We start from the raw sequence: 19,794 nt of genomic DNA on the forward strand, positions 1-19,794 counted from the left end.
TTCACGGGGTCTCGGCGTCGCTCCTCGCTGGCGCTCGTCGCTGCTCGACCAACGGAGTCGGCGGACGCAGACCGGCGCCGGCCCCACGAGGGGACCGGCGCCGGTACTGTGCTGCTGGCTGTGCTGCTGGGCTACTTCTTGGTGACGAACCCGTCGACGTAGGCCAGCTTGGAGCGGACCTTCAGCACGAGGGTGTGCGAGCCCTTGCCGAGACCGGTGAACCGGCGCTCCAGGGCCACCCGTCGCGAGGGCTCGTCGCTCTTGAACGAGATCACCCCGACGCGCTTGCCGTCGACGAGCACCGTGGCCTTGCCGCCGCGGGCGTCGGTGCCGTAGACCACGGCGGCCTGCGGGCCGCTGAAGTCGAGGCGCAGCACGTCCTTGCCGCCGCCCTGGCCCTTGGCAGCGTTGTCGCAGTAGTTGCCGCCGGGCCCGCGCTGCGACCCGACCGTGCGCCACGAGCCGGAGCGCTCGACCCTGCCGGACTGGCAGGCCGAGAACCGGTGCACCCGGAACCGGATCGTGTCGGTGTCGCTGGCGCCGGCCTCGTCGGTGACGGTCAGGGTGACCTTCTGCACCCCCACCTCACGGAAGCGGTGCTTGGTGCGGCGCCCGCGGGCGTCGACCTCGCTGCCACCGTCGTGGAAGTCCCAGGTGTAGGTCAGGTCCTTGGCGTCGGTCTCGGCGTCGCTGGAGCCCTTGCCCGACAGCCGCACCGAGCGCGCGTCGGTCGCGCGCGCCGGCTTGGCCTTCGCCTCGGCGGTAGGGGCGGTGTTCTCGCCGCCGCCCTCGGTGACGGTGATGGTCACCGACGCGGTGTCGACGGCGCCCTGCGGGTCGGTCACCGTGACCGTGGCGGTCTTGGTGCCCGCCGTGTCGTACGACGCGGTCACGACCTCGCCGGTCGCGTCCTTGGCCTCGCCGCCGTTGCCGAGGTCCCAGACGAAGTCGAGGTCCTCGACGCCGCTCTGGGCGTCGGTGCTGCCCTCGGCCGAGAGCGTCACGTCCTCACCGGTGCTCACCGTGGCGGGGGTGGCCTTGGCCACGGCCTGCGGCGCGGTGTTGTCGCCGGCCGGCTCCTCGTCGAGGAAGCCGTAGTCGAACTCGCCGCAGCCCGAGCCGACCGTCAGGTCGACCGCGCCGGTCAGGTTGTTGGCCGGGGCCGCGTCGGCGCCGGTCATCTCCTTGACGGTGAAGCCGAGGCAGCCGAAGGCGAACTCCCAGTCGCCCGAGGTGGTGCTCGGGTCGGAGTAGTTGTCCACGTGCGGCTTGGCCGGGGCGTCGGAGAAGCTCGAGCGGCCGGTTGCGGCGGTGAAGGCCGCGTCGTCGAGCTCGGGGGTGTCGCTGCCCGGGGTGGGCGTGGCGTCGAGCGGCGACTGGGCCGGCGGGTTGTCGGTGCCGGTGTTGCCGTAGCCGTGCGCCTCGTCGGTGTAGACCAGCGAGAGGCCGGCCTCGAAGGCGGCGCCGCCGCGGTCGGCCTGGCCCTTGCCGTCGAAGTCGAAGCCCGACCGGTCACGCATCTCGAGGTAGTAGGCGTGGTCCTGCTGCGAGGCCGCGCCGGCCTGCAGGAACTTCCAGCCCTGGGTGCAGCTCTGGGCCACGCTCAGGTCCTTGCGGCACCCGCCGTTGAAGATGCGGCCGTCGTCGGGACCACCGCTGGTCTCGAGGTCGGCGACCAGCACGTCGTACGGCGCCTTGCCGGGCTCGGTGACGGTGACCTTGAGGTCGTCGACGAACCAGCCGGGCCGCGCCAGGCCCGGGTCGGTGGCGTAGCTGAACCGCAGCGCGCCGGCCTGCTGCCCGGCGAGCTCGCTGATGTCGTACTTGTCGGCGAGGAAGACGGCCTCGGGGGTCTCACCGGCCTTGCGGTCGATGGCCTCCGAGCCGGCCTGGTAGCTGCCGGAGGTGCCGGTCAGGCCGTTGTCGAAGGTGGCCTGGCACTGGTTCTGGTTGGGGTTGCCGGCCAGCGGGTCGGTGTTGGAGGTGGTGTAGCCGTTCTCCGACTCGTTGGAGGTGTAGGTCTTGCCGCCGTCGGTGGTGGTGAGCACGAAGCCGTAGTCGTAGTCCCACTCGATGTCCCACCACGACTTCATCGACAGCTCCACCTTGCTGCCCGCGGGCACGGCGGCCAGCTGGGGGATCGCGACGTCGAGGTTGCGACCGCTCTGCGGGGCGCAGCCGAAGTCGTTGCCCGAGCCGGACCACCAGGCGTGGGTCTTGCTGGCCTTGTCGCCGGAGTCGAAGACGGCCGGGTCGAGCAGCTGGCGACCGGGCAGCTTGGCGACGTACATCTGCGAGTTCTGCACGCGACCGTCGGTGCCCTCGCGCAGCGTGTACGGCGTGCCGTCGGGGGTCTGCCAGGTGATCGCGTCGATGTCGGTCTTGGAGTCCTTCCAGCCCGTGACCGAGGTCGAGGCGTCGAGGACCTGCGGGACGACCCAGCCCATCTCCTGGCGCGAGAACGCGTCCATGTTCTGCGACTGGTCGGTGGCCATCAGGTTCCAGTCGCCGTAGGTCTCGCGGCTGCCGGTGGAGTAGAAGTCGGGAAGGCCCAGCGAGTGGCCGTACTCGTGGCTGATGACGCTCGCGGCGTCGATGGCGGTCTCGGGGTTGACGTTGTAGGGCCCGACCCGGACGAAGACCTTGAGGTCCTTGCCCTTGTCGGTCGTGGTCATCGTGGTCCGCGTGGTGTCGGTGTACCAGAGCGGACGGCCCTCGAGGTCCTTGAGCTGGTCGTCGGTGGTGAAGCCGGCCAGCCCGGTCGTCGGGTCGGTGTAGTAGAACTCCAGCGACGAGGAGTGCGGCCACACGTTGTCGTACGGCGCATCGGCGTACTCGCAGCCGGCCACGCTCAGCTGGCTCGCGCCGTTGCCGCCGCAGCCGGCGAAGACGGCCATGAAGAAGTCGACGACGCCGTCCTTGTCGGTGTCGAAGTCGGAGTAGTCGACCTCGGGGTCGGCGATCGCGGCGGCGTCGTAGACCATCTTGCCGGGCGTGCCGCAGCCGCTGTCGATGGCCTGGAGGGCCCCGACGCCGGCGAGCGCGCCGATCAGCGCCGAGCCGTTGGCGTCGGCGCCGTAGTAGGCGGTGTTGCCGGGCAGGTTGTAGACGCCGTTGCTGATCCGCTCGGGGTAGACCGGGGTGCCGGCCGGGTCGAGCGGGGAGTCGGCGAAGGTGACGCCGCCGGTGCAGGTCTGGCCGACCTGGACGCCGGTGAAGTCGAAGCCCGGCTCGTAGGTGAAGTCGGTGCCGTCGAGGCCGGCCGAGGGCACGGTGCCCTCGGGGAAGAGCTGGCCCAGGCTCATCTCCTGGAACAGGTTGAACGTGGAGCCCTCGAAGATCGGGTCGTTGATGATCTTCTCGAGCTGGCCGCCGGTGTGGGTGTCCTGGTACTTCCGGTCGGTGTACTGCACCGGGACGATCGGGAAGGGCCGGTCGCCGTAGCGCGCGGTGTCGTAGACCTCGCTGGGCGGGATCACCTTGGGGCCGTGGCTGGTCACGCTGGTGCTCTGCGAGGCCAGGGTGACCTTGGCGGTGGTCGACAGGTCGCGCCACACGATGGTGGGCTCCTGGGCCAGCGAGTCGGCCCGGTGCTCGAGGACCAGGGTGACCCGGGCCGGCGACTCGGCGCTGCCGGCGGGCACCAGCGGCACGGTCCACATGAGCGTCTCGGTGCCGCCGGCGGGCACCGGGCTGGCGGAGGTCCCGCCCGGTGTGCGTGCGGCGGTGATGGTGCTGCCGCGCGGGGCGGTGACGGTGATGCTCACGCCGGTGACCGGGGTGGTGCCCGAGTTGGTGAGCAGGATCCGCGAGGGGTAGGTCTCGCCGGGCTTCACCCAGCCCACCGAGGAGACGAAGCTGTTCTCCACGGTGAGGCCACCGAGGGTGGCCTCGCTGGGCGGGGCGGCGACGACGCCGGGAGCCGCGGTGGCGGCGACGACGCCGGGAGCCGCGGTGGCGGCGACGGCGCTGCTGCTGGTGCTGCTGGTGCTGGCGGGGGCCGCGCCGGCGGAGGCGCCGAGGCCGAGGGCCCCGAGTCCGGACAGCGCGGTGGTGCCGGCGGCGATCAGGGCGGTGGCCCGGAGCCGCCGGCGGTGGCGGGGTGTGGGGTGCATGGAGGTCCTCGAGACGGGGCGCCCCCTGGTGGGGACGCGTACGCCGAGGCAACGACCCCCGCCCGTCCGGGGTTACGAAACCCGGGGACGTATGTCGCGCGACGACGAACGGCGCGGACCCGATGGGTCCGCGCCGTCCTCGGTGCTGCTGCTGCTGGGGTGCTGCTCAGCGGGTGGTGCTCACTCCTCGCCGGCGATGAAGGCCTCGACGCGGCGGCGGCCCTCGTCGTCGGGCAGCTGCACCGGCGGGGACTTCATCAGGTACGACGACGCCGAGATGATCGGGCCGCCGATCCCGCGGTCCTTGGCGATCTTCGCGGCGCGCAGGGCGTCGATGATGATGCCGGCGGAGTTGGGGGAGTCCCAGACCTCGAGCTTGTACTCGAGGTTCAGCGGCACGTCGCCGAAGGCACGACCCTCGAGGCGCACGTAGGCCCACTTGCGGTCGTCGAGCCACTCGACGTGGTCGGAGGGACCGATGTGGACGTTGCGGTCGGAGATCTTGCCCTTGAGCTCGCCGGTCAGGTTCGAGGTGACGGCCTGGGTCTTGGAGACCTTCTTGGACTCCAGGCGCTCGCGCTCGAGCATGTTCTTGAAGTCCATGTTGCCGCCGACGTTGAGCTGGTAGGTGCGGTCCAGCGTCACGCCGCGGTCCTCGAACAGGCGGGCCATCACCCGGTGGGTGATGGTGGCGCCGACCTGGCTCTTGATGTCGTCGCCCACGATCGGGACGCCGGCGTCCTCGACCTTCTTGGCCCACACCGGGTCGGAGGCGATGAAGACGGGCAGCGCGTTGACGAAGGCCACACCGGCGTCGATGGCGCACTGGGCGTAGAACTTGTCCGCCTCCTCCGAGCCCACGGGCAGGTAGGAGACCATCACGTCGACCTCGGCGTCGCGCAGGGCGGCGACCACGTCGACCGGCTCGGCGCCGGACTCCTCGATGGTCTCGCGGTAGTACTTGCCCAGGCCGTCGAGCGTCGGGCCGCGCTGGACCTCGACACCCAGGGTGGGCACGTCGGCGATCTTGATGGTGTTGTTCTGGGAGGCGTGGATGGCCTCGGAGAGGTCCTTGCCGACCTTCATGTCGTCGACGTCGAAGGCGGCGACGAACTCGACGTCCTTGACGTGGTACTCGCCGAACATGACGTGCATCAGACCGGGGACGCTGGCCTCGGGGTCGGCGTCCTTGTAGTACTCGACACCCTGGACGAGGGAGGTGGCGCAGTTGCCGACTCCCACGATTGCTACTCGAACCGAACCCATCGGGTCGTTCCTTCCTTGTCTCACGACTCCCCGGCCGCGGGGCCGGGTCGTCGAGCTGTGGTCGCCGGCACCTCGGCTGAGGTGTCCGGTGGGACGTGCTGGTCGTCGATCTTGTGGTTCTCGTCGGTGTCCGCGTCCTGCGGCTGCGGCGATGCGGGGGACTGCGGCCGGGCCGCGTCGTGACCCGGGTGGTTGCCGTCGCGCTCGGCGTTGATGAGGTCGGAGAGCCAGCGCACCTCGCGCTCGACCGACTCCACGCCGTGGCGCTGCAGCTCCGCGGCGTAGCGGTCGACCTCCTTCTGCGTCATCGAGAGCTGGCCCTGGACCCGCTCGAGACGCTCCTGGAGGCGGGTGCGGCGACCCTCGAGCACGCGCAGCCGGATCTCCATGTCGGTGGAGGAGAAGAAGGCGAAGCGGATGTCGAAGTTGTCGTCCTCCCACGCGGTGGGCCCGACCTCCGACATCAGCCGCTCGAACTCGTGGGTGCCGGCCTCGGTGACCTCGTAGGTGATGCGGGGCCGGCGGCTCACCGGTGTGCGGGTGGGTGCCGACTCCTCGATCAGCCCGGCGCGCAGCATCTTCTTCAGCGTCGGGTAGAGCGAGCCGTAGGACAGCACCCGGCCCCAGCCGAGCATCAGGTTCAGCCGCTTGCGCAGCTCGTAGCCGTGCATGGGTCCCTCGTGCAGCAGTCCGAGGACTGCCAGCTCGATGGTCTCTCCACGACGTGCCATGCGACCTATCGTAGCGATATATCCCCGCGATGAGAAAAGTGCGTGGGAGGCGGTGTGGCGCCGGCAACGGTGCGTCCTGGCCCGGGATGCGTACCCTGATGGACGGTCCGGACCACCGGGCGCCCCCCGCGCCCCCTTCCCCTGGAGCAGCACCGACGTGACAGCCAAGCGCAGGGCCGAGGGCCCGGCCGTGAAGAAGTCCCCCGCGAAGAAGACGGCGCCGCGGACCTGGAAGCAGCGTTCGACCAGCGTCCTGAAGTGGGGCTCGATCGCCGCCCTGGTCGGGCTGCTGCTCGGGGCCGGCGGGTTCTTCTACCTCTACCAGAGCACCGACATCCCCGACCCCAACGCGGAGTTCGAGACCGAGACGACCTTCGTCTACTACGCCGACGGGAAGACCGAGGCGGGCCGGTTCGCGACCCAGGACCGCACCTCCATCTCCTACGACGAGATGCCCGACTCCATCAAGGACGCCGTGGTGGCCGCGGAGAACCAGTCCTTCTGGAGCGACTCCGGCCTGGACCCCAAGGGCATCGCGCGGGCCTTCTTCAACAACGCCTCGGGCGACGACACCCAGGGCGCCTCCACGATCACCCAGCAGTACGTCAAGGTGCTCTACCTGACCCAGGAGCGCTCCTACGAGCGCAAGGTCAAGGAGGCCATCCTGGCGCTGAAGCTGCACCGCCAGCAGTCCAAGACCGAGATCCTTCAGGGCTACCTCAACACCATCTACTTCGGCCGCGGCGCGTACGGCGTGCAGGCGGCCGCCCGAGCGTACTTCGACAAGGACGCCGCCGACATGAACCTGCGCCAGTCGGCCGTGCTGGCCGCGGTGCTCAACAACCCCTCGCGCTTCGACCCGGCGGGCGGCAAGGACAGCAAGCAGGAGCTCGAGGGCCGCTACGACTACGTGCTGAGCCAGATGGAGAAGCTCGAGTCGATCACGCCCGAGGAGGCGGAGAAGGCCGCGAAGCGGCTGCCCAAGTTCCCCGAGGTCGAGGCCGAGAGCACCTACGGCGGCCAGAAGGGCCACGTGCTCGAGATGGTGCGCAACGAGCTCAACCAGCTCGGCTTCAGCGACGACGAGATCGACGGTGGCGGCCTGCGGGTGACCACGACCTTCACCGAGGACGCGATGACCGCCGCCGAGCAGGGCGTGCTCGAGGCGCGCCCCGAGGGCTTCGGCGACAAGCAGCTGCACGTCGGCGTGGCCAGCGTCGAGCCCGGCACCGGCGCGGTCCGCGGCTTCTACGGCGGTCAGGACTACGTGCAGTCGCAGTTCAACTGGGCCGTCACGGGCGGCCAGGCCGGCTCGACCCTGAAGGCCTTCGCCCTGGCCGCTGCCATCAAGGAGGGCTTCTCGCTGCGCGACACCTTCGACGGCAACTCCCCCTACGAGCTGCCCGACGGCACCGAGGTCGAGAACCAGGGCGACACGAGCTACGGCTCGGCCATCGACATGGTCTACGCGACCCAGAAGTCGGCGAACTCCGCCTTCATCGACATGACGCTGGCGATGGAGAAAGGCCCGCAGAAAATCCTCGACATGGCCAACGCGATGGGCATCCCGCCGGCCGAGGCCGGCAAGGACGCCGCCGGCATCCCGCCGACCTCGCCGGGCCTCGAGGCGATCACCGGCATCGCCCTGGGCAACGCCACCGTGAGCCCGGTCAACATGGCCAACGCCTACGCCACGATCGCCAACGAGGGCGTGTACTCCGAGCCGTACGTCGTGGAGGAGGTCGTGAGCGCCGACGGCGAGGTCGAGTACACCCACGAGGAGAGCACCGAGCGGGCCGTGGGCGCCGACATCGCCGCCGACGTCTCCTACGCCCTGCAGCAGAACGTCACCGGGGGCTCCGGCACCGCCGCGCTCGCCCTGGGCCGCCCCGCGGCCGGCAAGACCGGCACCGCCACCAACGGCAAGGGCGAGGTCTCCTCGGCCTGGTTCGCCGGCTACACCCCGCAGATGTCCACCGCGGTCATGTACGTGCGCGGCAAGGGCAACGAGCAGCTGCAGGGTTGGCTGCCCGAGTACTTCGGCGGCGCCTACCCCGCCGACACCTGGCTCGCGGTGATGAGCGACCTGATGGAGGGCCTGGAGGTCGAGGAGTTCCCCGAGCCGGTCTTCGTCGACGGCGAGGCGCCCCCGGGCTACGCGCCGACCACCGCCCCGCCGGCGCCGTCGAGCCCGCAGCCCACGCAGCAGTCGCCGACCAGGCAGCCCTCGCCGACCAAGGAGCCGAGCCCCACCCAGGAGCCGACCACCTCGTCGCCGACGCCGACCCCGAGCCCGACACCGACCGACGACTGCGAGGGGGTCCTCTGCGGGCCGAGCAGCAGTCCGTCGCCGTCGGGCAGCCCCTCCCCGTCCTCGCAGCCGTCGTCGAGCTCGTCGCCGGCGGCCGGCGGCGGCAGCAGCGGACCCAGCCAGGGCCCGGGCGGTCGCCGTGACGAGCCGGCGTACGCCGAGCGTCGCCGCGGCCAGTGACCGACGCGGCGCCCACCCGCGAGGACCCGCTCGCCGCGACCCTCAGCGAGGGTCTCGGCGGGCCCCTGGGTGAGCGCGCCGGGCCGCACCCCTGGTGGACGCCGGTGCGGGTGCTGCTGGCCCTGGCCGCGGTCGTGGTCGCGCTGGGGATGCTGCAGAAGGCGCCCTGCTACTCCGAGACCTGGAGCGACAGCGACGCCCGCTTCAGCCAGATGTGCTACTCCGACCTGCCCTACCTCTACACCGGCCGGGCGCTGGTGGAGCGGGCCTGGCCCTACTCGGGCGACGAGACGCTGCGCGAGCGCTACCCCGAGGTGATGGAGTACCCGGTCGGGATCTCCTACTGGGCGTGGGGCACCGCGCTGGTGGCGCAGGGACTGACCGAGGGGCTCACCGGCCTGCCCGACCTCGCCGAGCGCCGTGCCGCCGAGCCCGGCACGCTCTTCGGCGACGTCGAGGTGCAGCGCGAGATCCGCGCCTTCGTCATCGTCAACGCGCTCGGCTTCGCCGTGCTGACCCTCCTCGCGGTGTGGCTGCTGGCCCGCACCCACCCCCGGCGGCCGTGGGACGCGCTGTGGTTCGCGGCCTCACCGGCACTGCTGCTGACCGGCCTCGTCAACTGGGACCTGCTGGCCGTGGTGCTGGTCGCCGGCGCGACCTGGGCGTGGGCGACCGGGCGACCGCTGCTGACCGGGGTGCTCGTCGGGCTCGGCACCGCCACCAAGCTCTACCCGCTCTTCCTTCTCGGGGCGCTGCTGGTGATCTGCCTGCGCGGGCGCCGCTGGCGCGAGCTCGGGCTGGCCTGGCTCGGCGCGGGCGTCGCGTGGGTGCTGGCCAACCTGCCGGCGATGGTGACCGGCCTCGAGCAGTGGCGGGTCTTCTGGTCCTTCAACTCCGAGCGCGGCGCCGACCTGGGCTCGCTGTGGCTGGTCGCCGCGCAGGCCGCCGACCTCGACATCGCCCCCTCCACCATCAACACCACCTCGCTGGTCTTCTTCGCCGCCTGGTGCGCCGGGGTCTTCGTGCTCGGCATGCTGGCCCCCGAGACCCCGCGCCTGGCCCAGCTCGGCTTCCTGCTGGTCGCCGGCTTCCTGCTGGTCAACAAGGTCTACTCGCCGCAGTACGTCCTGTGGCTGCTGCCGCTCGCGGTGCTCGCCCGGCCCCGGCTGCGCGACCAGCTGGTGTGGCAGGCCGGCGAGGTCCTCTACTTCGCCTCGGTCTGGTGGTACCTCGGCGGCCTCCTCGACGCCGGCGGGGGCGGTGACGCCGGCTTCTACTGGGTCGCCATCGTGCTCCGGGTCGCCGCCGAGCTCTACCTCGTGGCCCTGGTCGCCCGCGACGTCTGGCGGCCCCGCCACGACCCGGTGCGGCGGCGTACGGACCGGCTGCAGGAATCCCCGGCCAGCCGGTGACTCATGCGCTTGACGGGTGTTGCAACCCCTGACAAGTGCAGGAGTCCCCGGTCAGCCGGGGACTCATGCAGAGGCCGGGCGCACCCCTCAGGTGACCACGACGCGGTCGAAGGTGGTGGCGGTGTAGCGCACCCGGACGTCGACGGTGTCGCCGACGGCGGGCACCCGGGCGCCGGCGGGCAGGAAGAGCATCGAGGCCTGCATGTGGGGCGGCTCGGCGAAGAGCCGCTGCTTGGCGTCGATCGAGAACGGGGAGCGCACGAACCCCACGGCGTCGAGGCCGCCGCGCGCGATCGTCGCGGCACGCCCGCGCAGGCCGAGGTCGCCGGTCGGCGCCTCGAGCCCGATGCCGTGGGCGGTGCCGCCGGTGACGATGAGCAGGTGGCCCGACTTGGGGGCGGTGCGGCCGCGGTAGCCGAAGACGTCGCCGCGCTCGAGGGGGTGCACGTCGAGGACGGTCGAGGTCACCGTCAGCGCGCTGCGCTCGCCCAGCCACAGGCCGGTGCCCATCCGGGAGCGGAAGCGGTACTCGGGCCACCGGGCGGCCAGCCCGGCCAGCTCGGTGTCGCTGAGGTGCGAGACCCACACCGTGCGGGCGCCGGGGCCCTCGGGCAGCTCGGCGCCGACGACGTCGGTGAGCAGGCGCGAGGCCTCGGAGGTGTGCGAGCCGTGGGCGAGCGGGAAGTGCATGGCGACGCCCTCGAGCCGGGCGCCGGGGTGGTCGCGCAGCACCTCGCCGACCGACCACAGGCCGCGGGCGCTGAACCCGTGGCGCTGCATGCTGGTCATCCGCTCCAGCACGAACCGGGCCCGGGGGCGGCGCGCGAGCAGCCCGCGCAGGTCCTCGAGACGGCCCACGGTGTGCACCAGCCGGTCGGCCAGCGCGTCGTCGTCGGTGGCCTCGAGGGCGGCGCCGAAGGGGCGCCACGGGGTCAGCACGACGATGCTGCCGTCGAAGCGCTGCGCGACCTCGCCGATCTCGTCGTACATGCCGACGGCCAGGGTGTCGCAGGTGCCCGCCGCGGCGTCGTGGCCCAGGTCCTGCTCAGCCAGCCACTGGGTACGCCGCGCGAGCCGGCCGCGGCCGAAGCCGTAGCCGTTGCCCTTGACCACGGGCACCAGCCCGGGGTGGGCCGCGGCGGTGCGGCGCAGGTGCTCGCGCCAGCGCGGGCCGTCGACGGTCAGGACCAGGCTCATCGCGCGCTCACCTGCGTGCCATGTAGAGGCTGAAGGCGCGGTAGAGCACCTTGTTGATGGGCAGGTCCCACTCGCCGGCCAGCTCGACGGCCTGGCCGCCGGTGCCGACCTTGAACTGGATCAGCCCGACGTGGCTGTCGTCGGCCTCGAGGGTGTCGGTGATGCCGCGCAGGTCGTAGACGTGGGCCCCGGCGGCGAGCGCGTCGCGCATCATCGCCCACTGCGCGGCGTTGGAGCCGCGCACGTCGCGCTTGTCGGTGGAGGAGGCGCCGTAGGAGTACCAGGCGTGGGTGCCGACGCGGATCGCGATGGTAGCCGCGACCAGGTCGCCCTCGTGGCGGGCCAGGTGCAGGCGCATCCGGTCGGGCTGGCCGAGCTCCTCGCCCTCGCCGGCCAGCGCCTCGACCATGGTGCGGAAGTAGGAGAGCGGGCGCGGGGTGAAGTGGTCGCGCTCCGCGGTGTGCACGTAGAGCTCGTGGAAGGCCGGCAGCGCCTCGAGCGCCTCGGCCACCCCGGAGGTCGACTGCACCTCGACGCCGGCCTTGGCGGCCTTCTTGATGTTGCGGCGCCACTGCTGGTTCATCGCCTTGAGCACGGCGTCCTCGTCGAGGGCCGCGCCGTCGGCGTCGACGAGGGGCACCTGGAAGACGAACTGCGGCTGACCGGCGGCGAAGCCGCCCTCCACGCCCTGGTGGCGCCAGCCCAGCGACTCGAGCTGGGAGAGCACCCGGGCGCCGACGTGGTCGCGCTCGAGGGGGGCCAGGTCGCCGAGGCGGCGTACGCCGTCGTCGGCGATGCCGTCCTTGACCTGCTGGGCGCTCCAGCGGGCGGTGACCACCGGGGGCCCCATCCGCACCCCGAAGGCGCCGCGGGCCCGGCAGTGCGCCGCCAGCGGCTGCAGCCACCGGGCCAGGTCGTCGGCGGCCCAGTCGATGACCGGGCCCTCGGGCACGTAGGCCAGGTAGCGCTTGAGGCGGGGCAGCTGGCGGTAGAGCACCAGCGCCGCGCCGACGAGCTCGTCGCCGTCGAAGAAGCCGAGCGACTCGCGCCGCCACTCCGACTTCACCCGGCCCCACGCGGGGGTCTGCAGGAAGCTGGCCGACTCGCGGGTCTCGAGGAAGCCCAGGTGCTCGGCGGGCGTGATCTCCCGCACCCGGATCGGGGCGGAGGTCTCGGCTCGGGGCGCGCTGCGGGTCACGGCGGCGACGTTACAGCCGATCGCGGAGCCAGGCCGCGTCGGCGACGTGCGCCTCGGCGGGGCCGGGAGTCTCCATCACGACCGGCGCTGCGGCGTCGCGCACCACGGCGGCCAGCAGGTCGGGGTCGATGCGCCCGGCGCCGAAGTTGGCGTGCCGGTCGGCGCCCGAGCCGAACTCGTCGCGGCTGTCGTTGGCGTGCACCAGGTCGATGCGTCCGGTGATGGCCAGCACGTCGGCGACCACCGTCTCGAGGTCGTTGCCCCCGGCGTGGGCGTGGCAGGTGTCGAGGCAGAAGCCGACCATGTCGGCCCCCTCCGTGCCCTCGATCGCGGCCCACACGCCGGCGATCCTCTCGAGGTAGCGGGTCATCGCGTTGTCGCCGCCGGCGGTGTTCTCGATCAGCAGCGGGACCTTGAGGTCGGTGGCCTCGACGGCCTTGCGCCAGTTGTCGAAGCCGATCGACGGGTCGTCGGCCTTGTTGACGTGGCCGCCGTGCACGATCAGCCCCTTCGCGCCGATCTCCGCGGCGGCGTCGACGTGCTGCTGCAGGAGCTTGCGGCTGGGGATCCGGATGCGGTTGTTGGTCGTGGCGACGTTGACGATGTACGGCGCGTGCACGTACAGATCGACGCCCGCCTCCGCGGCCTCCTCGCGCAGCCCGGCCGCGCCGCCCGGGTGCTGGATCTCGGGGCCCCGGTAGCCCTGCGGGTCGCCGAGGAACATCTGGACCAGGGGCACCCCGCGCTCGCGGGCCTCCCCGACCGGGTCGGCCTGGTCGACGTGGGCACCGATGGCGATCTGCTGGGACTGCGGGGACATGTCCTCAGCCTAGGAGCGCGCACCGACCACGCCTCCCAGGGCCCGGCCCGGGTCGACCTCGGGTTTGTCGCGGACTGTCCCGGGCACGCTGGGCCCGTGCACCTTCCAGCGACTCTCCTCACGCCGGCGCTGGCCGAGCAGCGGCTGGGCGTCGCCAGCGTGCTGCTGCTCGCAGCGGTCGTGCTGCTGGTCGCGGGCCTCCTGCTGCTGCGCCGCTGACGCCGGGCGGTCCCGCTCAACCGGTCAGCAGCAGCCCCAGCGCCACCAGGCACAGCGCCGAGGCGCCGGCCAGGCACAGCGCCGCGAGCGTGGTGCGGGCGCGGAGCGGGACGGCGGGGCGGGAGGAGCGTGGCGGGGCGGGCTCGCCGAGCCGGTCGGGCACGTGCGGCGGGCGGGTCAGCTCGTCCCACGGCGTGCCCGGTGGCACCCCGAGCCGGTGCAGCCGCTCCAGGGCGGCCAGCGCCGTGGGCGGGCGGTGGGCCGGGTCGGGGCTGGTCAGCGCCGCGAGCAGGCCGGCGAGGTCCCCGGGTTGCGGGTGCGGCGAGGCAGGCAGGGCCGGCAGGGCTGGCGGGCCCTGGGGCGTCGGCGTACGGCCGGTGAGGAGCTGGAGCGCGACGACGCCGGCGGCGTACAGGTCCTGGCGCGGGTCGGGCAGCGCGCCGCGGCGCTGCTCGGGGGCCATGTAGCCGTCGGTGCCGACCGCCCCCGGGTGCCGGGTCAGGCGCGGCTCGTGGAGCAGCGTGGCGACGCCGAAGTCGCCCAGTCGCAGGTGCGGCCGGGCGCCGCCGCTGGGCTCGAGCAGCAGGTTGGCCGGCTTGACGTCGCGGTGCACGACCCCCGCCTCGTGCACCGCGGCCAGGGCGCGCAGCAGCTGGGCCAGGAGCACCCGCACGTAGCTCTCGGGCAGCGGCCCGTGCTCGGCGAGCAGGTCGTCGAGCGACCCGCCGCGCACCAGGTCCATGGTGAGGACGACCAGGTGGTCCTCGGCGGCCCAGCCGGTGGGGGCCACGACGTGCGGGTGCGCGACACGCACCGACTGCTCGCGCACGAAGCGCAGCAGCATCCCGGCGTCGCCCGCGGCGGTGGTCTGGTCGAGCACCTTGGCGCCCACCCAGCGACCGGACTGGTGGTCCCAGGCCCGCCAGACCGACCCCATCGCGCCCAGGCCGATGCGGTCGGCGAGCTCGTAGCGCCCGACCAGGCGCGCCGGCGGGCCCGCCGGCGGCGGGGGGCGTGGCAGGGCGCGGGGTGGGGCCGGGGGCTCGGTGCGGCTCATCAGGTGCTGTCTACCCGCCCGCGGGGCCGCCCACGCTCGCGCGTCCACACCCCGGGGTCGGGGCCGGGTTTGGGCCGGCGCACCGCCGCGCTGCTATCTTGCCCTGTCCGAGATCGCACGACCCACCGACGGGTCCGTGTCCTCGGGCCCCGCTCCCACCAGCTCTCCGCTCCGCGGCGTGCCGGGTGCGGGAACCGCACAGCCCTCCTGCCACGGAGAGACCGTGGCCGCCGAGTCCAGAGGAGGTGGAGACCGCTATGCGTGCCTACGAAGTGATGGTCATCCTCGACCCCAGCCTCGAAGAGCGGACGATTCAGCCGTCCCTCGAGAAGTACCTCAACGTGATCACCAAGGACGGTGGCACCGTCGAGTCCGTCGACGTCTGGGGACGTCGTCGCCTCGCGTACGAGGTGAAGAAGAACGCCGAGGGCATCTACGCCGTCATCTCGCTGAACGCCGAGCCCGACACGGTCAAGGAGTTCGACCGTCAGCTCGGCCTCAACGAGGCGATCCTGCGCACCAAGGTCATCCGGCCCGACGCGCACTGAGCCCCCGGCTCGACGCCTCGGGTCGTCCACTTGTGGATGACCCTGTCCGATGTCGGCGCCAGCGGCCACCATGGTCGCGAACGCTGTCTCGGACGACCGAACAGCACCAGGATCAGCACACCGCTAGGGAGACCTCATGGCAGGCGAGACCGTCATCACGGTGGTCGGCAACCTCGTCGACGACCCGGAGCTGCGCTTCACCCCCTCGGGGGCGGCCGTGGCCAACTTCCGGATCGCGTCGACGCCGCGCACCCTCAACAAGCAGACGAACGAGTGGGAGGACGGCGAAGCGCTGTTCCTGTCCTGCTCGATCTGGCGCCAGGCCGCGGAGAACGTCGCCGAGTCCCTCCAGAAGGGGATGCGCGTCGTGGTCCAGGGCCGCCTCAAGGCCCGGTCCTACGAGACCCGCGAGGGTGAGAAGCGCACCGTGATGGAGCTCGAGGTCGACGAGGTCGGCCCGTCCCTGCGCTACGCGACCGCCAAGGTCGCCCGCACCACCCGACAGGGCGGCGGCGGGGGCTACTCCGGCGGTGGCCAGGGCGGCGGCGGAGGCTACTCCGGCGGCGCCCAGCAGGGTGGCGGCCAGGGCGCTGCCCCGGCCAACGACCCGTGGGCCTCGCCGGCTCCCCAGCAGGGGGGCCAGCAGGGCGGCGGGTTCGGCGGAGGCCAGTCCCGGCCGGCACCGGCCCAGGGCAACGACCCCTGGGGCGCCCCGGGCGTGGGCGAGGAGCCCCCGTTCTGATCCCGGACCCCTCGGTCCAGCACCACCTGTCCGATCAACCTGACCCATTCCGACCCGGTACCCACTCCGGGGCGGGCTTCTAGAAAGGAAGCACCACAATGGCCAAGGCAGTGATTCGCAAGCCCAAGAAGAAGGTTTGCCAGTTCTGCAAGGAGAAGGCGAGCGGCGTCGACTACAAGGACGCCACCCTGCTCCGCAAGTTCATCTCCGACCGCGGCAAGATCCGCGCGCGTCGGGTGACCGGCAACTGCGTCCAGCACCAGCGCGACGTGGCCATCGCCGTCAAGAACGCCCGCGAGGTGGCCCTGCTGCCCTACACCTCCACCGGTCGCTGAGAGGAGCACGGACGATGAAGCTCATCCTGACCCAGGAGGTCACCGGTCTCGGTGGCCCGGGCGACGTGGTCGAGGTCAAGGACGGCTACGGCCGCAACTACCTCGTGCCCCGTGGCGTGGCCATCCGTTGGACCCGCGGCGGCGAGAAGACCGTCGCGTCGATCAAGGCCGCGCGCACCAGCCGCGCGGTCCGCGACATCGAGCACGCCGCCGAGATCAAGGCGAAGCTCGAGGCCGCATCGGTCAACGTCGCGGTCAAGGCCGGCGAGGGCGGGCGTCTCTTCGGCGCCGTCACCCCCGCCGACATCGCCTCGGCGCTGACCGAGACGACCGGCGAGGCCGTCGACAAGCGCACGATCGCGGTCAAGAACCCGATCCGTTCGCTCGGCGCCCACGAGGTCTCGGTGCGACTGCACGACGAGGTGTCCGCCACGGTGGCCCTCAACGTCGTCAAGGCCTGAGACCCAGCAGCACCCGCTCCACCACGACGGGCCCGGACCTCCACTGGAGGTCCGGGCCCGTCGTGCGTCGTCAGGTGCGGCTCAGCGCAGCATGATCGCGTCGAGCTGCACCGGCTTGCCGCGGCTCATCACGCGGAAGGCGATCTTGCCGGTGAACGGAGCGCTCTGCTCGTTGCGCACGATGACGACCTGGCCGCGCTTGGTCGTCTTGCCGCCGAGCTTGACCTTGCGCCACGCGCCGCCGGGCGTCTTGTACTTCAGCTTGCCGCTCTTCGGGCCGGTGTTGGCCAGCAGGCGCACCTCGCGCACGTCGACGCCGGCGACGGTGATCTTGGTCTTGTACGCCGACGCCTCGAGGTAGTCGCCGCCGAACGCCTGGCGCGAGGCCCGGGTCTTCCAGCGCCGACCCGGAGCGACCAGGTCCTCGGGCACGGTGAAGCTCGTGGTGGCCGGCTCGGCCGAGGTGTTGCCGGCCCGGTCGGTGACCGAGACGGAGAGGGTCTGGGTGCCGGGGCCGAGGTCGGCGAAGGTGACGTTGTCGTCGCGGCAGGGCACCTCGCGACCGTCGATGTCGCAGTCGAAGACCAGGGCGGGCTCGTTGCCGTTGATGCGCAGCGTGGGGCTGTCGGTGGTGATCATCGGCCGCTCGGGGGTCTCGCGGTCGAAGGGCGTGTTGAAGATGCTCGCGACCGGGCGCTGGGTGTCGACCTTGAAGCTGGTCTGCTCGGGCGTCTGGTCGGTGTCGGGCAGGTCGGTCTCGGCGCCGCCGGTGCCGAGCAGCAGGTTGGTCGGCGAGGTGGCGTCGATGCCGCGGTCAGCGGCGTCGTACGCGCGCACCCGGAAGGTGTAGGGCGTCTCCACCCCGCCGAGCTGGCGGCGGGTGTCCTCGAGGTCGGTGTAGGTCTGCGGGCTGGCGCAGGGCGTCCACTCGTCGTCGGCCGGCGGCTCGGGGGTGTTGAAGAACTGGCACTCGAAGGCGATCGGGTCGGCGTCGGCGTCGGTGTGGGCGCCGGTGAAGGTGAAGGTCACCGAGTCCTGGGCGATGAAGCCGGCGGCGTTGGCGGCGGGGGCGGCGGTCACCGACGAGGTCACCGGCGCCTCGCTGTCGTCGCAGCGGTCGCCGGGTCCGAGGGGGGAGGGCAGCGGCAGCGGCACCGGCAGCTCACCGGGCGGGGCCGCCTCGCTGGTGCAGCCCGGGTCGGCCTGGGCGGCGGGCAGGGCGAGCACCGGGAGCAGGGTGCCCACGAGCACGGCCGCGGACAGCGTCGCGCCGCGGCGCACGGACGAGGGGACGGTCATCGAGGTTCCTCCGGGGGCTGGCGGGGTCGATGCTTCAACGCCCCGCTGCGCCACAGGCTACGAATCCTCGGCCGCCCCCGCGGTGCTTCGACCGAAGTCGCGGGGGGTGCCACCGGCCCACGGACGCCGGGCATCGACCAGCAGCATCACGATCACGGCGAGGATCAGCAGGTCGGCGAGCACGAAGGCCAGGGGCTCCAGCCGGTCCAGACCAGCGCCGTAGACGAGCACCGGCAGCACGGCCACCAGCACGGCCACGGTGCGCGCCAGCTGCCAGCGCCGCCGGGCCGGGCGGTCCAGGCCCCTCGCGGCCGCAGCGGCCAGCTCGTGGGCCAGCAGCACGCTCACCAGCAGGGCCGGCAGGCTCAGCGCCCAGGCGATCGCGGGGTCGACGTCGACCAGCGGCTCGTGCAGCACCGGGAACCACAGCACCGCCGAGAGCAGGCCGGCGGCCACCGCCAGCCCGAGCAGCAGGGGTCGCTGCCGCGTCGCGGTCGCGGCGGGGAGGCGGCGCAGGCCCACCACGACCAGGGCCCAGCCCGCCCAGTCGGCCAGCACGTCGTACCCGCCGGCGGGGGCGACCAGCGCGACCAGGAGCAGGCCCGAGGCGACCAGGGAGAGCGGGGCCATGGCGGGGAGCCTACGACTCGGTGCTCGACCGGGGCCGGGCCGGGCCGGGCGTGCCGGCGCCGGTGACGACCCAGGCGTCGCCGCGCTCGCGCAGCACCAGCACGACCATCCGCGAGCCCATGAAGACCGTCGTGTAGGCCACCCACAGCGCGAGCAGCCCGCCCCACGACGCGGCGAGCAGCGCGACGGGCAGGTAGACCAGCAGGGTGACCAGGCCGCCGAGAGCCAGGTAGCGCCCGTCGCCGGCGCCGATCAGCACCCCGTCGAGCACGAAGACGATGCCGGCCACCGGCTGGCCCAGGGCCGCGATGAGCAGCACCGGCACCAGCGCCTCGTGCACGGCGTCGTCGCGGCTGAAGAGCGGGCCCAGCAGCGGGCTGGCCGCGGCCAGCAGGACGCCGGTGACCACCCCGCTGACCACGCCCCAGCGCAGCATCCGGCGGGTCAGGCGGCGGGTGGCCTCGACGTCGCCGGCCCCCAGGGTGCGACCGGTCAGCGCCTGGGCGGCGATGGCGATGGCGTCGAGCACGAAGGCCAGGAAGCCCCACAGCGTCATCGCCAGCTGGTGGGTGGCCAGGTCGACGTCGAGCCCGGCGCCGGGCGCGGCGCCCAGGGTGACGGCGTACGTCGTGGCGAGGATGGCCGCGCGCAGGGTCAGGGTGCGCACCACCAGCGGCACGCCTGCCCGGGCGGCGAGCCGGATGCCGGGCAGGTCGGGGCCCAGGGGGGCGCCCTGGGCGCGGGCCCCGCGCACCACCACGGTGCAGAGCACGGCGGCGCTGAGCACCTGGGCCACGACCGAGCCGATCGCCGAGCCGGCGATGCCCAGGCCGACCGGGTAGACCAGCACGACGTTGAGCACGATGTTGAGCACGTTGCCGCCCACGGCGACGTAGAGCGGGGTCCGGGTGTCCAGCATCCCGCGCAGCACCCCGGTGGCGGCCAGCATGAGCAGCAGCGGGGTGGTGCCGAGGAAGGCGATGCGCAGGTACGTCGTGGCCTGCTCGCTGATCTCGGCCCCGGCGCCGAACGCCGCCACGAGCGGGCCGGTCAGCGCGACGCCGGCCACGGTGGTGACCGCGCCGATGCCGAGCGCCAGCCACAGGCCGTCGACGCCCTGGGCCAGCGCGCCGCGCAGGTCGCCGGCGCCCAGGCGGCGCGCGACGCTGGCGGTGGTGCCGTAGGCGAGGAAGACGCACAGGCCCACGGCGGTCTGCAGCACCACCGCGGCGATGCCCAGACCGGCCAGCTCGGTGGTGCCGAGCCGGCCCAC

The 19,794-nt window shown here is 72.7% G+C and carries 17 protein-coding genes; 7 read left to right on the plus strand and 10 right to left on the minus strand.

Annotation, left to right across the window (positions count from 1 at the left end; genetic code table 11):
• Positions 1–131: 131 nt before the first annotated feature.
• From QWJ41_RS19880 to QWJ41_RS19890, 3 genes are all read right to left on the minus strand, one after another.
• Positions 132–4,115, minus strand: a complete 3,984-nt coding sequence (locus QWJ41_RS19880) for a PKD domain-containing protein (protein WP_302710199.1) — start codon at positions 4,113–4,115, stop codon at positions 132–134.
• Between the two features lie 180 nt (positions 4,116–4,295).
• Positions 4,296–5,381: an inositol-3-phosphate synthase gene (locus QWJ41_RS19885; RefSeq protein WP_302710200.1), complete on the minus strand. Its 1,086-nt coding sequence runs from the start codon at positions 5,379–5,381 to the stop codon at positions 4,296–4,298.
• A 20-nt stretch (positions 5,382–5,401) separates the two neighbouring features.
• Positions 5,402–6,112, minus strand: a complete 711-nt coding sequence (locus QWJ41_RS19890; RefSeq protein ID WP_302710201.1) for a PadR family transcriptional regulator — start codon at positions 6,110–6,112, stop codon at positions 5,402–5,404.
• 157 nt (positions 6,113–6,269) lie between these two features.
• On the opposite strand from QWJ41_RS19890, the gene QWJ41_RS19895 reads away from it, so the two are divergent.
• Together QWJ41_RS19895 and QWJ41_RS19900 are read left to right on the plus strand one after the other, a co-directional pair.
• Entirely contained in the window at positions 6,270–8,603 is a 2,334-nt protein-coding gene (locus QWJ41_RS19895) for a transglycosylase domain-containing protein (protein ID WP_302710202.1), read from the plus strand.
• Positions 8,600–10,015 carry a glycosyltransferase family 87 protein gene (locus QWJ41_RS19900; protein WP_302710203.1) on the plus strand — a complete coding sequence of 472 codons (1,416 nt, stop codon included), beginning with the start codon at positions 8,600–8,602 and terminating at the stop codon, positions 10,013–10,015. Before QWJ41_RS19895 ends, QWJ41_RS19900 begins: the two co-directional genes overlap by 4 nt.
• Before the next feature lie 87 nt (positions 10,016–10,102).
• On the opposite strand, the gene QWJ41_RS19905 is transcribed toward QWJ41_RS19900, so the two are convergent.
• The 3 genes from QWJ41_RS19905 to QWJ41_RS19915 are packed head-to-tail and all read right to left on the minus strand — an operon-like array spanning position 10,103 to position 13,230.
• Positions 10,103–11,212, minus strand: a complete 1,110-nt coding sequence (locus tag QWJ41_RS19905; RefSeq protein WP_302710204.1) for an alanine racemase — start codon at positions 11,210–11,212, stop codon at positions 10,103–10,105.
• A gap of 7 nt (positions 11,213–11,219) precedes the next feature.
• A complete protein-coding gene (locus QWJ41_RS19910; RefSeq protein WP_302710205.1) occupies positions 11,220–12,410 on the minus strand; it encodes a lipid II:glycine glycyltransferase FemX in 1,191 nt (396 codons plus the stop codon).
• 10 nt (positions 12,411–12,420) lie between these two features.
• Positions 12,421–13,230, minus strand: coding sequence for a deoxyribonuclease IV (locus QWJ41_RS19915; protein ID WP_302710206.1), 810 nt, complete (start codon positions 13,228–13,230; stop codon positions 12,421–12,423).
• 96 nt (positions 13,231–13,326) lie between these two features.
• Between QWJ41_RS19915 and QWJ41_RS19920 the strand changes: the two genes are divergently transcribed.
• Positions 13,327–13,449 (plus strand): hypothetical protein, encoded by a 123-nt coding sequence (locus QWJ41_RS19920; RefSeq protein ID WP_302710207.1) that lies wholly within the window; start codon positions 13,327–13,329, stop codon positions 13,447–13,449.
• Between the two features lie 16 nt (positions 13,450–13,465).
• Here QWJ41_RS19920 and QWJ41_RS19925 read toward each other — a convergent pair whose 3' ends face one another.
• Complete coding sequence (locus QWJ41_RS19925) at positions 13,466–14,506, minus strand: serine/threonine-protein kinase (RefSeq protein ID WP_302710208.1); 1,041 nt, start codon at positions 14,504–14,506, stop codon at positions 13,466–13,468.
• 257 nt (positions 14,507–14,763) lie between these two features.
• Here QWJ41_RS19925 and rpsF point away from each other — a divergent pair, with 257 nt between their 5' ends.
• The 4 genes from rpsF to rplI all read left to right on the plus strand — a co-directional run bounded on the left by rpsF (position 14,764) and on the right by rplI (position 16,592).
• Positions 14,764–15,054: a 30S ribosomal protein S6 gene (gene rpsF / locus QWJ41_RS19930; protein WP_179614816.1), complete on the plus strand. Its 291-nt coding sequence runs from the start codon at positions 14,764–14,766 to the stop codon at positions 15,052–15,054.
• A 136-nt stretch (positions 15,055–15,190) separates the two neighbouring features.
• A complete protein-coding gene (locus QWJ41_RS19935; protein ID WP_302710209.1) occupies positions 15,191–15,796 on the plus strand; it encodes a single-stranded DNA-binding protein in 606 nt (201 codons plus the stop codon).
• Positions 15,797–15,894: 98 nt separating this feature from the next.
• On the plus strand, positions 15,895–16,131 hold the full coding sequence (gene rpsR, locus QWJ41_RS19940) for a 30S ribosomal protein S18 (protein WP_179614814.1): 237 nt from the start codon (positions 15,895–15,897) through the stop codon (positions 16,129–16,131).
• A 14-nt stretch (positions 16,132–16,145) separates the two neighbouring features.
• A complete protein-coding gene (gene rplI, locus QWJ41_RS19945) occupies positions 16,146–16,592 on the plus strand; it encodes a 50S ribosomal protein L9 (RefSeq protein ID WP_302710210.1) in 447 nt (148 codons plus the stop codon).
• A gap of 81 nt (positions 16,593–16,673) precedes the next feature.
• Here the strand turns inward: rplI and QWJ41_RS19950 are convergent, their stop codons facing one another.
• The 3 genes from QWJ41_RS19950 to QWJ41_RS19960 all read right to left on the minus strand — a co-directional run.
• Entirely contained in the window at positions 16,674–17,891 is a 1,218-nt protein-coding gene (locus QWJ41_RS19950; RefSeq protein WP_302710211.1) for a hypothetical protein, read from the minus strand.
• A 57-nt stretch (positions 17,892–17,948) separates the two neighbouring features.
• Positions 17,949–18,521 (minus strand): hypothetical protein, encoded by a 573-nt coding sequence (locus tag QWJ41_RS19955; RefSeq protein ID WP_302710212.1) that lies wholly within the window; start codon positions 18,519–18,521, stop codon positions 17,949–17,951.
• Positions 18,522–18,531: 10 nt separating this feature from the next.
• The coding region (locus QWJ41_RS19960) for an MATE family efflux transporter (RefSeq protein WP_302710213.1) at positions 18,532–19,794 on the minus strand (1,263 nt) is incomplete at its 5' end.

Source organism: Nocardioides cremeus (assembly GCF_030518195.1).
Lineage (GTDB): Bacteria > Actinomycetota > Actinomycetes > Propionibacteriales > Nocardioidaceae > Nocardioides > Nocardioides cremeus.

What these genes read in the sequence shown, in the direction of transcription:
- QWJ41_RS19880 (WP_302710199.1), bottom strand. Translation starts at nt 4,115, where the DNA reads ATGCACCCCACACCCCGCCACCGCCGGCGGCTCCGGGCCACCGCCCTG.
- QWJ41_RS19885 (WP_302710200.1), bottom strand. Translation starts at nt 5,381, where the DNA reads ATGGGTTCGGTTCGAGTAGCAATCGTGGGAGTCGGCAACTGCGCCACC.
- QWJ41_RS19890 (WP_302710201.1), bottom strand. Translation starts at nt 6,112, where the DNA reads ATGGCACGTCGTGGAGAGACCATCGAGCTGGCAGTCCTCGGACTGCTG.
- QWJ41_RS19905 (WP_302710204.1), bottom strand. Translation starts at nt 11,212, where the DNA reads ATGAGCCTGGTCCTGACCGTCGACGGCCCGCGCTGGCGCGAGCACCTG.
- QWJ41_RS19915 (WP_302710206.1), bottom strand. Translation starts at nt 13,230, where the DNA reads ATGTCCCCGCAGTCCCAGCAGATCGCCATCGGTGCCCACGTCGACCAG.
- QWJ41_RS19925 (WP_302710208.1), bottom strand. Translation starts at nt 14,506, where the DNA reads ATGAGCCGCACCGAGCCCCCGGCCCCACCCCGCGCCCTGCCACGCCCC.
- rpsF (WP_179614816.1), top strand. Translation starts at nt 14,764, where the DNA reads ATGCGTGCCTACGAAGTGATGGTCATCCTCGACCCCAGCCTCGAAGAG.
- QWJ41_RS19935 (WP_302710209.1), top strand. Translation starts at nt 15,191, where the DNA reads ATGGCAGGCGAGACCGTCATCACGGTGGTCGGCAACCTCGTCGACGAC.
- rpsR (WP_179614814.1), top strand. Translation starts at nt 15,895, where the DNA reads ATGGCCAAGGCAGTGATTCGCAAGCCCAAGAAGAAGGTTTGCCAGTTC.
- rplI (WP_302710210.1), top strand. Translation starts at nt 16,146, where the DNA reads ATGAAGCTCATCCTGACCCAGGAGGTCACCGGTCTCGGTGGCCCGGGC.
- QWJ41_RS19950 (WP_302710211.1), bottom strand. Translation starts at nt 17,891, where the DNA reads ATGACCGTCCCCTCGTCCGTGCGCCGCGGCGCGACGCTGTCCGCGGCC.
- QWJ41_RS19955 (WP_302710212.1), bottom strand. Translation starts at nt 18,521, where the DNA reads ATGGCCCCGCTCTCCCTGGTCGCCTCGGGCCTGCTCCTGGTCGCGCTG.